Origin of the sequence: Paenibacillus sedimenti (assembly GCF_014534655.1) — a bacterium.
In the GTDB taxonomy this organism is placed as follows: Bacteria; Bacillota; Bacilli; order Paenibacillales; family NBRC-103111; genus Paenibacillus_E; species Paenibacillus_E sedimenti.
The window spans coordinates 161,575-174,878 of the sequence record NZ_JACVVD010000011.1; the positions used below are offsets into that span (position 1 = coordinate 161,575).

General features: G+C 55.4%; 11 protein-coding genes. 2 read left to right on the plus strand and 9 right to left on the minus strand.

Annotation, left to right across the window (positions count from 1 at the left end):
- Positions 1-128: 128 nt before the first annotated feature.
- From ICC18_RS25700 to ICC18_RS25740, 9 genes are all read right to left on the minus strand, one after another.
- Positions 129-911 (minus strand): LytR/AlgR family response regulator transcription factor, encoded by a 783-nt coding sequence (locus tag ICC18_RS25700; RefSeq protein ID WP_188177312.1) that lies wholly within the window; start codon positions 909-911, stop codon positions 129-131.
- A gap of 473 nt (positions 912-1,384) precedes the next feature.
- Positions 1,385-2,608, minus strand: coding sequence for a type III PLP-dependent enzyme (locus ICC18_RS25705; RefSeq protein WP_188177313.1), 1,224 nt, complete (start codon positions 2,606-2,608; stop codon positions 1,385-1,387).
- Complete coding sequence (locus ICC18_RS25710) at positions 2,592-4,472, minus strand: IucA/IucC family protein (protein ID WP_188177314.1); 1,881 nt, start codon at positions 4,470-4,472, stop codon at positions 2,592-2,594. Before ICC18_RS25710 ends, ICC18_RS25705 begins: the two co-directional genes overlap by 17 nt.
- 9 nt (positions 4,473-4,481) lie before the next feature.
- Positions 4,482-6,206: an IucA/IucC family protein gene (locus ICC18_RS25715; RefSeq protein WP_188177315.1), complete on the minus strand. Its 1,725-nt coding sequence runs from the start codon at positions 6,204-6,206 to the stop codon at positions 4,482-4,484.
- Positions 6,193-7,467, minus strand: a complete 1,275-nt coding sequence (locus ICC18_RS25720; RefSeq protein WP_188177316.1) for an MFS transporter — start codon at positions 7,465-7,467, stop codon at positions 6,193-6,195. Before ICC18_RS25720 ends, ICC18_RS25715 begins: the two co-directional genes overlap by 14 nt.
- Positions 7,460-8,506 (minus strand): 2,3-diaminopropionate biosynthesis protein SbnB, encoded by a 1,047-nt coding sequence (gene sbnB, locus ICC18_RS25725; RefSeq protein WP_188177317.1) that lies wholly within the window; start codon positions 8,504-8,506, stop codon positions 7,460-7,462. Before sbnB ends, ICC18_RS25720 begins: the two co-directional genes overlap by 8 nt.
- Positions 8,503-9,534: a 2,3-diaminopropionate biosynthesis protein SbnA gene (gene sbnA, locus ICC18_RS25730; protein WP_188177318.1), complete on the minus strand. Its 1,032-nt coding sequence runs from the start codon at positions 9,532-9,534 to the stop codon at positions 8,503-8,505. The genes sbnB and sbnA overlap by 4 nt, the downstream gene beginning before the upstream one ends.
- A 135-nt stretch (positions 9,535-9,669) precedes the next feature.
- Positions 9,670-10,092 (minus strand): response regulator transcription factor, encoded by a 423-nt coding sequence (locus ICC18_RS25735; RefSeq protein WP_188177319.1) that lies wholly within the window; start codon positions 10,090-10,092, stop codon positions 9,670-9,672.
- Between the two features lie 69 nt (positions 10,093-10,161).
- Positions 10,162-11,163, minus strand: coding sequence for an ABC transporter substrate-binding protein (locus tag ICC18_RS25740; RefSeq protein ID WP_188177320.1), 1,002 nt, complete (start codon positions 11,161-11,163; stop codon positions 10,162-10,164).
- Positions 11,164-11,302: 139 nt separating this feature from the next.
- Between ICC18_RS25740 and ICC18_RS25745 the strand changes: the two genes are divergently transcribed.
- Positions 11,303-12,292 carry a FecCD family ABC transporter permease gene (locus tag ICC18_RS25745; RefSeq protein WP_188177321.1) on the plus strand — a complete coding sequence of 330 codons (990 nt, stop codon included), beginning with the start codon at positions 11,303-11,305 and terminating at the stop codon, positions 12,290-12,292.
- Entirely contained in the window at positions 12,292-13,278 is a 987-nt protein-coding gene (locus tag ICC18_RS25750; RefSeq protein ID WP_188177322.1) for a FecCD family ABC transporter permease, read from the plus strand. The genes ICC18_RS25745 and ICC18_RS25750 overlap by 1 nt, the downstream gene beginning before the upstream one ends.
- Positions 13,279-13,304 lie beyond the last annotated feature (26 nt).

The following is a 13,304-nucleotide window of genomic DNA, read 5'->3' on the forward strand; positions in this document are numbered from 1 at the left end:
GCAATCTTGTAAGCGCTTTATCATTTTATCACGAGTGATCTCTTCGCATGGGGTTTCCGGCGCGAAATGTCAATAATCGTTCCTCAAAATTCAAAAAACAACCCTGAACCGTTCATGCTCATGGTTGTCTACCCGCCTTCCAGCCGTTTGATCAATTCCTTGGCCGCCACTCTCGACAATGGAACCCGGTTACGCCCCGCATCCTTCAAGATGACGTTATAAGCGCCATTAAACCACGGTTCGATTTCATCGATGAAATCCACATTGACCAAATAGCTGCGATGGGTTCGAAAAAAAGAATACCCGATAAGCTTTTCTTCCAGCTCCTGAAGCGTCTGTCTCGTCGTATGCATCTGCCCGTCCGATAGATGAATCTGCGTCAGCTTCTCCTCCTTGACAGCAAAACTGATCTTTACCGGCTCGATAACGACCATCCGGCTGCCGTCATCAACCAGCAATTTCGGTTTGATTGTCGACGAGGAATTTTTGATGATCTCCGCTACCTGCCGTGATGCCGGGACGACTGGCGGCTTCGCGGAAGCTCCGGATGAACCCTGGATTTTGCGGATTCTATGTAAGGTTTGACGAAGGCGTTCTTCGTCATAAGGCTTTAGCAGATAATCGGCCGCCTCCAGCCTGAACGCTTCAACTGCGTATTGTTCGTATGCCGTCGCAAAAACGATGAAAGGCTTTGGATCAAAGCTCATCAAGCTCTGCGCCGTCTGCACCCCGTCAAGCCCCGGCATATGGATATCAAGAAATACAACCTCCGGCTTATGCACAGCCGCAAGCTCAAGCAGCATGGCGCCGTTCGTTGCAGACGGCATAAGCTCGATATCCTGCTCTTGCGACAACAAGTAGATGAGCTCTTCGCGCGCCAGCCTTTCATCTTCAGCGATCATAACCTTCATTCTGGGCTTCAATCCTTTCATCCGGGTAAGGGATCGTAAAATCTATGCGGCCTCCGTGAGGCGGATTACTAAAGCAGTTCTCATTATTATATCAAAATGAAAAACGATTGGCTCATAAGAGTCCTGCAACCCGGCATCTTGCAAATTTTTGTTGCAACAAAAAAAACCGTGAAACAAACATCACGGCTTTAAACGGATCATGATTACAAACATGTTTTTCATCATGGCTCTGTTAAACTTTGTTGTTGATTTTCTTTATTTAAGCAACGGGCCTTAAAAAAGAGCGGAACTGCGAAGGTTCATTAATCACAGAAACAACGATTCTGTGAAATTTCATATAAAATCGGGTTCTTCGCTTCAATTAGAGCTTTTGTGTATGATTTTTCGTGTAAAACTATGGAAATTATCGTTTAAAGGATAAACCTGTATGATTTTTCGAGTACATATATTGGGAAACGATAGTTTCGAATTGATCAGGACTCCTTCCAATATACCATTTCGGGGTGAGGGTGGCTTAGAAATTCATGATGCGATATCGCCCAGCCATAGGCGCCCGCCAAGGCAAACAACACGATATCTCCGCTCCTGATCCGCGATACCGAGACTTCCTCGGCAAAGACGTCTTTCGGCGTGCATAACTGCCCGACAACTGTGATCGAATAGTTAGCCGCTTCCGGCCGTTCGTACGGATATGGCCAAGATTCTACAGGCAATACATCGAACGGGTGGTTATGACGCCAAGAAACCGGGAGGCGAAAATGCTGGGTTCCCCCCCGAACGACGGCAAAGGTTTTCCCGTGATTGCTCTTGACGTCAATGACCTCCGTTGCATAAACGCCGCAGAAGGCCGTCAAGTAGCGGCCGCATTCGAAATCAATGCGCAGCTCCGGCCCGTCCGGGAGACTATGTATCTTCTCCAGCCTCCGAAGACCGTTGGTGAAAAGCCGCCAATCGAATTGACGCTCCAGATCGCTGTAATTGACCCCAATCCCTCCGCCTGCGTTGATCGTGATTTGCTCCATTCGGAACAGCTTGTTCCACGCTTTCGCCCGCTCGATATAACACTCCAGCAGCAGAAGATGCGCTTCCGCATCCAGTTGATTGGAAATCGAATGCAAATGGAACCCGGCCATGCGCAGGTGCGGACTATCCGACAACAAGGCAGCTGCCTGGTCCAAGTCCGCTTCCTCCATGCCGAATTGCGTTGCGCGCCCCCCCATCTGCAGCGTAGCCTGCGGAAGCTCCACCTTCAGGTTCACCCGAAGCAGCACCGTGATTTCCCGCCCCAATTCTTTAGACCAGTAACTCAAACGGCGCAGCTCATGCAGGCTTTCAACATGGATGCGTTCTACGCCAAGTTGAAGCGCCTCGCGCAGCTCCTCATCCGTTTTTCCAGGCCCTCCGAAAATGACCGGCACTTGGCTGTCTACGGCTAAAGCCTTCCGAACCTCGCCGATCGAGGCGGCTTCGAAGCCGCGAACGTGCGGCCGAATGACACGCAGCAGCTCTTTATCGCTGTTCGCCTTCATGGCATAATACATATGGCAAAAGGAAGGCAGAGCTTCCACCGTTTGCGCCGCATGACGCCGAAGCCCCGCCAAATCATAGACGAAGGCGCAAACCGGTTGTCCTGTCCGGGCATCCGGCAAGCTTCGGCTCCGTATCCATTCTTTTGCCGCTCTAACCCAATGCTCCATGCGTGCTGCACGCCTCCTTGTTCGCTGTTGTCTCAAGCTCTTTGAGCCTGCGGCTGAGCGGATTCGGCACTTCATGCTCCCGCTCCGGCCCGTCGCCCCAAATTTTCCTCGCCGTCAATTGACCGACCATAATCGAGGGAGCTCCCAAATCAAATAGCTCAAACGATTCCCGCTGCAGAGGAAAAAGCTTCTGATATGCATGTACTTCCTGCGCTGCGAAGGACCAGAACTGTTCTTCCCTAACCCCGAACTGCTCAATAAACAGGCTGACCTCATGCAGTTGAATATGCATCAGCGCATCCATCCAAAAGTCTCTGACGTCATGCGCATTTCCCGTCAATATCGGATGCCGGTCGTCTCCGGGCTTGACCGCAAGCTCCGGCAACATAGGTCTGCCGGCAAAACGAAAACGGTCGGAATCGTCCAGACAGCGAACGCCGCCCGGCAAATCCCGCAATGCAATCCGAACGGGCCAGCCGTTCCGGAGAATGAGCACCATATTTTGCCCGTGGGATTCGAGGCCGATACCGTAGGCATAGAGAAGATGCAGCAGCGGCTGTAAAGTGACTTCCAGCAGCCTTCGAGCCCATGCTTCGGCGCCGTATTCCTTCAACCAGCTGTCAATGGCAGGCAGGCCGCTCCCGGTAAGATGCGTTACATATGTATAAGGGACAGCTTGATCTCCGGGATCAATCAGCGGCTCCAGGCTTTCCCGAAATACGGCGCTCATCGAACCGCCGAGCAAGGTATTCAGAGGATGCGGCAGCTGTTCATAATTTAAGGCGGCGCCGGCGATTTCCCTTAAAATGATAACCCGGCACTGCTCGCGCAAAAAGTCATCGCTCCTCCAAATCTCATGCAGCCACTCCGATATAACAGCCGCATTCCGGATATGGTGCGAACCAATAATTCGCAACGCGGACGTATTCATGATCTGAAGCGACAGTTTCACATTCGGCTTTCTGGGGCAGGTAACGTTAGCGAGCGTGCGAATGGACTGAAGCGGCTGGAAGAAATCCGTTCCCGGCCCGAGAGGCACGACGATGTTCCGGACAATCAGTGACGCCGCCTCGACGCGGATTTTGTTTGACCACTGCCAAGGATGCACGGGGATGAATACATAGTCCGCTGGTGATAAGCCGCTTGTCTGAATCGCAGCTTCCCATTCCTGCTTCCGTTCGCTTGATACGATATTTTCCACTAAAGCGTCATAATGGAGCTCGCTGATCGTGTGCGCCTCTGCAAACGCACGGTGCACGGCGGTCCAAAAGATCGGGAACGCGGGGGCAAACTCCGGAGCATAATCCACGTGATCCTCGAGCGTAAATCCAATCCTTGACTTATAGCTCGGGTGATACGGATGCCCCGTGCTCGTTAACGCCTCTCCATCCGACAGCGTCTGTCCGTCCCGAAGGACGGATTCCGCCGCCGAACGTTTCGGATGAAACGAATCGTTCTCCGTCGTATGCTCCAGCTCCTTCAGAAACAGAGCGAGCCGTTCCGCCGTTCCGCTTCCTTGTTCATCAGACAGAAGCTCCGATAACAGCTCGGCTACGGATAACGCCTCCTGCTGTCCGGACTGCCCGGACAGCAGCCCATTCGCCTCCTTCTCCGTTCTCGTTATCGGCGACGTGATGCGGATGCGCCCGAAGCCGGAAGCGGTTCTTGCCTGGAACCGGTAAGTGACAGGCTGCCCGTCTCGTTTCGCTCCCGGGATTCGCCACTCACTCGTTTGTCCGACCGCGAGACTGCCCACGGTCTCTATTCCCGCCTTATCGATGACCCCTTCATGGATCATCGATTCCAGCAGTTGCCGGATTACCCGGCGTCTTGCGGTTAGCCATGCACTTCTCATTGTCTCCATCGTCCCCTCCTACCGAAGCGTGCCGAAACTGTAAACCGCGCTCGGCTGGTATAACGGATTCGGAATTTGTACATATTCCGGCTGCTCGGCGCGCTGCCGAAAGCGGCTGATCAAATTGGCCTTCGCCGGAAGCGTGGGGGCCATTAGCAGGCGCTCCGTCCATTCCCATAATCGGACCGATCCTATTCTCGCTTGGTCGGCAGCGGCTTCTCCCGCGCTTCTCCAGAGCAATGACTCCGCCGCTCCGGAAGAACGCGAAACGGCAGCGAGCATATGGCTCAAATGATTGGTCACATTGTAATAGAGCAGGCGCATCCAGGCTTCCTCCCTATCGTAAAGAACGGGACTCGTTTCCGGTACGGCCGTCCCGATCCATCCTTTCTCTCGCGCTGTCTCCCGGCAGACGCTGACGCCCTCCAAATCGCGAACGAGACAGCGGACAGGCGAACGGTCCTGCAGCCTGATCAGGGTATTCTGCACATGTGCCTCCAGCCCAAAGCCTTCTTCGGCGAACAGCTTCAGGACGGGTAGCAAATAGATGGATACATAGCGCTGAGTCCATTCCAGCGCTTGCAATTCCGTGCCGGGCAGCCACCAGGGCTCGTTCCCCTCATCCTCAAACATCGAGGCGGCTGCATGCCACTCTTCATCTTGCGAAACCAGGCCAGGATCTCCCTCGCGAAGCAATACCGTAAAGGCTTCCGCAAGCTGCGAGTCGCTAACCGACAAGCTTCCGGGCTCCTGAAGCACACCGAATCCTGCCCAGTGAAACCGGCGCCCGATATCCTCCCAAATCCTGGCTGCATCCAGAGAACGGCGACGCTGCTCCGCCGTGTTCGTACGAATGAAATTCGTAATTCGCACATGTAGCGGAAGCTTTAAAAATAAGCCGTGTTCAGGAGACCAAACGGTTCTGACGGATGCAGTCGGATAAACCGTATCTCCGAGGCTTCCCAGCCACAGAAGCTGCCCTGACCGCTCCCGATGCTGTACGGCGGGAAGGCTTTTTAAATGCGCCGATTGCCAAGGATGGGAGGGCAGCAGACGATAACCCGCATACCGGGGTCCGACACCGGCTCTTTTCAGCCATTCCCGCTCCCTCTCGGACCAATAGGACTGCATGGGTGATTCGCCAATCCATTCCTCATCGAATAGCTCAGGGTGAACGAGCCAGTAATCAAGCCGATAGGAAGCGTGAAGCTCCGGGGCAAATCGAACTAAATCCTGCTCCGTTAACCCTTCCGAGCTCTTGGGCGTCGGATGGAATGGATGACCGAATAACAGGCTCTGCTCGGAACGCAAATACGGACAATCAGCGCCGGAAGTCGGTTGAGGCGCTATGTCGTCTTTAGCCTGCAAATAGCGAATGGTCTTCGCTACGCTGTTCGCGATCTGCTTTTGAAGCGAAAGCTTGCGCTCCCCGGCTTCCAGCGATTCCGCATCCGCCGCAGCGACTTCGGCCAGCAGCCATTCCGTTACTTCCTGAAAGCTCAGCGCCTGCTGCCCAGCGGATTCCCTTTCCTCCCCCATGATTGGAAAAACATAGCGGTGATGTCCGCTCGCGGATACGTACCGGAACGATAGCTTTAAAGTCCGGTGCGTTTGTGACAGCTTAAGCAGCATGCCATCCTCTACCGGCAGCTTAGACCCGGCCGCCTCCCGGATATACGCATTCAACAATCTGGTCATAGCCGCTTGTTCGGCCTGCAGCGCATAAATACTACGATCCCGCATGATTCGCGTGCTCTCCCCTTTCGAACAGCTTCTTCGTGAAGCTCGATTGATAAATAATTAAGGCGCCTGCAAGCGGCAGCAGCGCGGTTAACGCTAGTCCGCCGGAAGCGCCGGTCCAACCCGCGATCGCAGCCGGAAGCGCCGCCCCGGCCAATTGCCCGGCCACAAGCAGGCTGTTAGCGGTGCCGATGCTTACGCCTTGACGGCCATTGCCCGAGTTATGGACAATCGCGCGCATGACGAGCGGTTGTACCGCGCTGTAAGCAAACCCTTGCCCTAGCTTGAGCAGCAGCAATGCCGCAAGCATCGGCAGCGCCGCTTGAAGTCCGACGCATAGCGTGCAGAGCAGCAGCGCCATGATGAGCAGCCGGTCCGACCTTCCGCGATCGCTGGCTTTGGCAAAATATACGGCTCCGTACAAGGCGCCGAGCGAGGCAATCGCCTCCAACCAACCGATGCGGTTCGCCAGCCCTATCCCTTCTTCGGGATATGCGGCCAACAGGTACAACGGCAGCAGCGTCACACCCGCCGAAGCCATACACCGTGCGAGCATAGCCGCCGTAATATAAGCTCTGATTTCCCGGTCCCGCCAAAACGACTGCAAGCATGCCCAGACGCCCCCCTTGACAGGGAGCTCGCTAAAGGCTTGCTGATCTTGGGAAGACCGATTGGCCGCCTCCCCCTCGCGCAGCAGCAGAGCCGCAGCCGCACAGCAAAGCCCTGTCAACGCAGCTGCTCCCAGCAAGAAAGCATCGGTTCCGATCCGGCCGACGAACCAGCCGCCGATCAGCGGACCCGCCAGCATGCCTGCGGTTACGGCCTGTTGATACCGCCCGATCGCTTCTCCCTTGCGCTCAGGCGGTGCCGTTACGGCGATCATCGCGGTCGCCGCATCGTAGATGCCGCCCAGCGCGCCCTGAAGCAAACGGAAGAGCACGAACACGGCAGCGGTCGGGGCGTAAGCCATTCCCGCCATGCATATGGCAAGCCCGCCGAGCGCCCTGACCACCATCCATTTGCGGCTGATCCGGTCGCCGAGTCTGCCCCAGAACGGCGTCGCCAGCATATAGGCCGCCGACGGTCCGCCCAGTGCAAGCGCCGTCCACCCAGCGAGGGCTTCTCCCTCCATTTCTCCGATCATCGCTCTGATGTGAAACACCATAAATGGCGTCATCCCTGTCAAACCAAGCGTAACTGCGAACTGTCCGGCCCAGAGCAGCGCCAAATTGCGCTTCCAGAGGGGCCACCTCCGCTTATTCATATAAAGGCAGCGGTATCCCGATCCCTTGTCCGACCGCACGTTCATAAATCCGGTAAGCGCAAGCGATATCCTCAAGCGCCATGCCCATCGGATTCAGGACGATGATCTCGTCGTCCCGCTCCCGTCCCGGCTTCAAACCGGCCGCGATCTCTCCCAGCTCGGCATGAAGCGCGTCCTTGGAGAACAGCCCTTCCTGTACGAGCTGATGAATGATTTTCTTTTCCCGGTTCGACTGCTCCCAATCGTCGACAACCACTTTATCCGCCTGCAAAAATACATCCTTGTGCAAATCCATAATCGAGATATTGCTGACGAAAGCGCCGGGGCGAAGCCATGAATACGATATATAAGGCTGATCTGCGACCGTGCAGGGGATTACCACATCGCCGCAGCGGACAGCCTGTTCCGCCGAATCCTCCACACGGCATGACACCTGCTGATAGGCCGCAGCGATCCTCTCTGCCAGACGGGACGCCGCTTGAGGACGTGTATCGTACAGGTGCACCACCGTAACCTGCGGGAACAGCTCACAGACGGCTTGCAGCTGCCTCTCGGCAATCAGGCCGCAGCCGATCACCGTAACCGAGGCGAACGTCCGCTTCGCCAAATATTTGACGCCGACCGCCGTCACCGCAGCCGTCCGCATGCTGCTGATCAGAGCCGCCTCCATCAAAGCGATCGGATAATTGCTGGCCGGATCGTTCAGCACAATGATGCCGCTCGCTCTTTCCAAGCCGCGCGTCCCTGGATTATCGTGCTTGCTCCCGATCCATTTGAGGCCGGACACCTTCATGTCGCCTCCGACGTAAGAAGGCATCGCAATAATCCGGTCCGCGATATGGCCGGGCTCGCCGCCTTCCCCCGGCACCCGCAAGTAAGGCTTAAGCGGCTGAACGTACTGTCCCTGCGCATGAAGCTTCAGCGCCTCCTCGATCACCTCCGCGTAGAGCGCCGGCGATTCGCCTCCCGCCTCTGCAATGTGCTGCCTGCTCAAGTAGAGCAAAGTTCCGGTCGATGGTTGTAATGCTGTTACCGTCATCTGACGTTCACCCTTTCTTTGGCCGCATCGAGCCATTCGTCATCATATACCAAGTCCATATACCGGTCCCCGCGGTCCGGCAGCAACGTCACAATATGGGCGGGTCCGGCCAAATCGGGGAGCAGCCTCTGTATCGCAGCGACTACCGAACCGGAGGAGCCTCCCGCAAAAATACCTTCTTTTAAAACCAATTCACGGCAAGCCAATGCCGATTCACAATCATCTACGTGGATTACGCGGTCAATTTCGTCCTTGTTCAGCAGCTCCGGCACTCTGCTTGCCCCGATGCCGGGCAGCTTCCGCGATCCCTTCGGCCCGTCGAAGATGACCGAACCGACCGCATCGACGCCGACTACCTGCAGCCTCGGAAATTTTTCCCGCAGCCTGCGGCTTGTGCCCATAATGCTTCCCGAAGTGCTTACGCCCGCGACGAGGATGTCCAGCCGGTCGAGCTGACGCGCAATCTCGTCTCCCGCCCCCTCGTAATGGGCCATCCAGTTCCACTCGTTCGCATATTGGTTAATCCAATAGGCATGAGGAATTTTTTGCAGCAGCGCCTTGACTTTGGCAATCCGCGTATTCAAGTATCCGCCGTGCTCGTCCTTCTCTTCCACCATTTCAATGTTGGCGCCCATCCGCTTTATAATGTTCAGATTCATTCGGCTAATGTTCGGATCGACGACGCAGGTTACTTGCAAACCGTAAATGCAGCCCATCATCGCAAGGGCGATGCCCAGGTTGCCGGAGGTGCTTTCAATGATATGGCTTCTCGCATGAAGAATGCCTTGCTTCAACGCTTTCTCCACGATGTAACGGGCCGGACGGTCCTTCATACTGCCGCCGGGATTCATAAATTCCAGCTTGCCGAACACCTGGAAACGTTCATCCGGAAACATTCTCCGGAGCCTGACGAGCGGAGTATGGCCGATGCAATCCTTCAAGGACTCCCGGTACCCGGACAGTTTGTCATCCTCCCCCGCTAACGCTTCGGCCAGTGAGGCCGTTATTGTCGCTTCCGTTACTCCCATCCTTCCTTCCTCCTCTATCAATAATAATGAGAATCATTATCAATTATATTCCCCTTTTATGGTACCTTGAGGAGGCAAAAGCTGTAAATTATCCGATCAGATGATTTCCGTACTCCGAACAAAGTACTTCCTGCCTCAATTCCCTCCCTTCAACTTGGACAGAAGCTCATAAACAAAATCGAGACCGCTTTCCTTAATAGCGAGTTCCCGCTTAATATTTTGCACATGCTTCTTGACCGTATTTTCCGAAATATGCAGAAGTCCCGCGATCTTCTTCACCGAATGATGCGCACAGAGCAGCTCAACAATTTCTCTCTGTCTTTCGCTTAACGGAAGCTTCTGCCCTGTTATATCCACGCCTATGCGGTCTTCCTCCGTTTTTTGACCATACCTTTCCGCAGTTTCATCCAATTGCTGTTCCCAATAACATCGGATCGCCGCATCATCAGCGCCATTCTGAAGTTTGTCCATGATGAGCTGCCGCAGCTCCGCCATAACCCGTTCTTCCCGCTCCGTGCTTGTCTGACATACAATCGTGATTCTCTGCCGATAGTCCATTCGACGCACCTCTTTTGGATAATGATGCAAAAACGGGCCGGCAGCCCTTACGCTGTCAGCCCGCTTTCGTTATTTCGCAGGAACGATAAATTTGAACAAATCATCCACGACCAGATTGGCCGCCTGATAGCCGAGCCCGCTAAGCCAAGTTTCCGGGTCTGCTTCGTATACCCGGTTCGCTTTCACCGCATCGAGCTTTTGCCATAGCGGATTGTTCACCAGCTTCGTTTTCAGCAAATGCTCCTTATCCCGGCTGAACCAGATAATGGCGTCTCCCGCCATATTCGCTACCTGCTCTTCGGTTGCATTCACCGACAATCCCGCTCCCTGTTGAGTCGCAGGACGCTTGAGGCCTGCATCGTCAACGATAATGCCGCTAAAGGAGCTTTTCAAATAAATCCGGACATGATCGGCGCGCGGACGAAGGATGGACACATTCGTGTTGGAGAGGCGGTCGCCCATTTGAGTCCGGAAATCTTTCATCCGGTCATCATACGATTTCAAAAGCTTGGCCGCTTCAGCCTCTTTGCCGACGGCTTGCGCTTGGAGCTTCAGATTTTCCTTCCAGGTAAATCCGAGGGTTTCGACATAAACGGTAGGTGCAAGCTGCTTCAGCTTTTCGTATATTTTCTCATGCGTATCTTTGCTCCCGAGAATCAAATCCGGCTTTTGCTTCGCGATGCTCTCAAGATTGGGCTCGTCAACTGTACCGATATTTACGATGCCTTCGGTCTGATTCTTCAAATATTTCGGATACGGCTGATCCAGTTGAACCGTCGGCGCACCGATCGGCTTCACGCCAAGCGCAAGCAAATTATCCAGCGCGCCGTTATCGAGCACGACGACCCGCTGAGGTATGCCCGTCAGCTTCGCTTCGCCCATCGCGTGCTTCAAGCTAATCTCCTTCGGCACACTCGCAGTTTGAGTAGCAGTCGCGTTCGCCGGCTTGCTTTCCGCCCCTTGCTGCACGTTCTTCCCGGTTGTCGTACATGCCGACAAGAGCCCGCTCAGCGACAAAGTTAAGGCCAGCATTACCGTCCCCGCCTTGCTTGTTTTCATGATTCCTTTCATTGACACCGCACTCCCCTTTTGGTAAAATATTCCCAGCAACCAGAGTGATAATGATTCTCATTATCTGTCGCTGAATAGAAGTATAAATATACCATAACTGTATTGTCAATCCTTTTTTTTACTTATCTATGGAGGAAGTATGAATCGGCAAATAGCCCTGCTTGGGTGCGGCATAGCAGCAGTGATTATTCTTTTTTTCACGGACTTATCGACGGGTTCCCTTCTTATTCCCTTAGATGTCGTATGGGCTTCCCTTTGGGGGGAGCGCGCTTCGGATCATCATCTCATCGTAGCCTCCGTCCGCATTCCCAGGGCTTGCATCGCGCTTGTCGTGGGAACCGGGATGGCGGTGGCCGGCACTTGCATGCAAGCGCTGACCCGCAACCCGCTTGCCTCGCCCGAGCTTCTTGGCATTAACAACGGTGCCGCCTTGGCCGTGGTCATCGCGCTGTCCGCCGTACCCGGGTCGCCATTTTGGGTGTACAATGCCTTTGCTTTCACAGGGGCCGCGTTGGCCGCCGCATTTATTTTCGCCTTGAGCTCAACGGGCTCCAAGCGGCTGACGCCGCTCAAGATCATCGTAGCCGGCACCGCCGTCTCCTTACTGCTCGGATCGGCAACCCAAGGGGTGCTGCTTCTGAATGAACGCTCGCTCGATGAGATGCGGTTTTGGCTCGCCGGCTCGGTATCGGGAAGGACTATTATTCATTTGCTGCAAGGCTTGCCGTTTATTGCCGCTGGCTTAATGGGGGCTATGCTTTTAGGCAACAGGATGAATATTTTGCAGCTTGGGGATGAATCAGCCGCCGGAATCGGAGTAAAAACGCAGACGACCAAACGGCTGTTATTCTTATGCGTAGTTTTGCTTTCCGCCAGCTGTGTAACGATCGCCGGACCTATCGCCTTTGTAGGCTTTGCCGTGCCGCATATCGTCCGTGGGCTATCCGGGCCTGATTACCGCTGGATTATCGTTCATTCGATGCTGTTCGGCGCCGCCTTGATGATGCTTGCCGATTCGGCCGCAAAGCTCATCATTCATCCGGGCGAAGTGCCTGTCGGCGTCATGACGGTCATCCTGGGGGCCCCATTCTTCATCCAACTGGCCAGACGAAAGGAGTGGAAGCTCTAATGCTCCGGAAGCATCCGCTGCTTGTCAATCTTCCTCTCCTGTTGCTGCTTGGATTTCTGCTGCTCCTGCAGATCGGTACGGGAGAGTATCCTATTTCACCGTGGCACACGTTTGCCTCCCTGCTCGGTTTCGGGCTGCCGGAGCATGATTTTATCGTGCATACGCTGCGTCTTCCCCGCACGCTGATCGGCTTATGCGTAGGCGCTTCTTTGGCCGTTGCCGGTACTCTGCTGCAGGGCATCACGCTTAATCCGCTTGCCTCTCCGGGCGTGGTAGGACTGAACGCCGGAGCAGGTCTGGCTGCCGTCGCCGCCATCGTCTGGCTCGACATGCCGCTAGCTTGGCTGCCCCCGGTCGCGTTCGCGGGCGCGCTGCTTGTGGCGGCGCTGAGCTACGCCCTGGCGTGGCGCGAGGGGATATCGCCGACGAGAATGGTGCTGGTCGGCGTCGGGATCGCCGCCATATGCCAAGGGGCCATCACCATCGCTACTTTATCCGGCAATATCCGGTTAGTGCAGCAGGCGGCGATTTGGATGACCGGCAGCTTGTACAGCCGCGGCTGGGAGCATTTCTGGCCCTACTTGCCTTGGGTCGTCCTCTTTCTGCCGCTCGCCTGGGCTTGCTCCAGGCAGCTCGATCTGCTCGCCCTGGGAGATCCCTCCGCTACCGGCCTTGGCTATCGGGTTAATGCCGGACGCACCTGGCTGCTCGGCATGGCCGTTGCGCTCGCCGGCGCTTCGGTCGCCACAGCCGGCACGATCGGCTTCGTCGGCTTGATGGCGCCCCACCTGGCCAGGCGTCTAGTCGGTATCAAGCATGCGCTGCTCATTCCCACAGCTGCAGTGATTGGGGGACTGCTCGTGCTTGCGGCCGATTTTATCGGCCGGACGATTCTTGCACCTGTGGAAATCCCGTGCGGACTCATTACTGCGCTGCTCGGCGGTCCCTATCTGCTCTACTTGCTGCTGAAGGATCGGTCAGGCTAGCATGGATTGACCCCTGAAACAGCAAT

Excerpts from the sequence above, each read along its gene's own strand:
- ICC18_RS25700 (WP_188177312.1), bottom strand. The coding sequence starts at position 911 with ATGAAGGTTATGATCGCTGAAGATGAAAGGCTGGCGCGCGAAGAGCTC.
- ICC18_RS25705 (WP_188177313.1), bottom strand. The coding sequence starts at position 2,608 with ATGGAGCATTGGGTTAGAGCGGCAAAAGAATGGATACGGAGCCGAAGC.
- ICC18_RS25710 (WP_188177314.1), bottom strand. The coding sequence starts at position 4,472 with ATGGAGACAATGAGAAGTGCATGGCTAACCGCAAGACGCCGGGTAATC.
- ICC18_RS25715 (WP_188177315.1), bottom strand. The coding sequence starts at position 6,206 with ATGCGGGATCGTAGTATTTATGCGCTGCAGGCCGAACAAGCGGCTATG.
- ICC18_RS25720 (WP_188177316.1), bottom strand. The coding sequence starts at position 7,467 with ATGAATAAGCGGAGGTGGCCCCTCTGGAAGCGCAATTTGGCGCTGCTC.
- sbnB (WP_188177317.1), bottom strand. The coding sequence starts at position 8,506 with ATGACGGTAACAGCATTACAACCATCGACCGGAACTTTGCTCTACTTG.
- sbnA (WP_188177318.1), bottom strand. The coding sequence starts at position 9,534 with ATGGGAGTAACGGAAGCGACAATAACGGCCTCACTGGCCGAAGCGTTA.
- ICC18_RS25735 (WP_188177319.1), bottom strand. The coding sequence starts at position 10,092 with ATGGACTATCGGCAGAGAATCACGATTGTATGTCAGACAAGCACGGAG.
- ICC18_RS25740 (WP_188177320.1), bottom strand. The coding sequence starts at position 11,163 with ATGAAAGGAATCATGAAAACAAGCAAGGCGGGGACGGTAATGCTGGCC.
- ICC18_RS25745 (WP_188177321.1), top strand. The coding sequence starts at position 11,303 with ATGAATCGGCAAATAGCCCTGCTTGGGTGCGGCATAGCAGCAGTGATT.
- ICC18_RS25750 (WP_188177322.1), top strand. The coding sequence starts at position 12,292 with ATGCTCCGGAAGCATCCGCTGCTTGTCAATCTTCCTCTCCTGTTGCTG.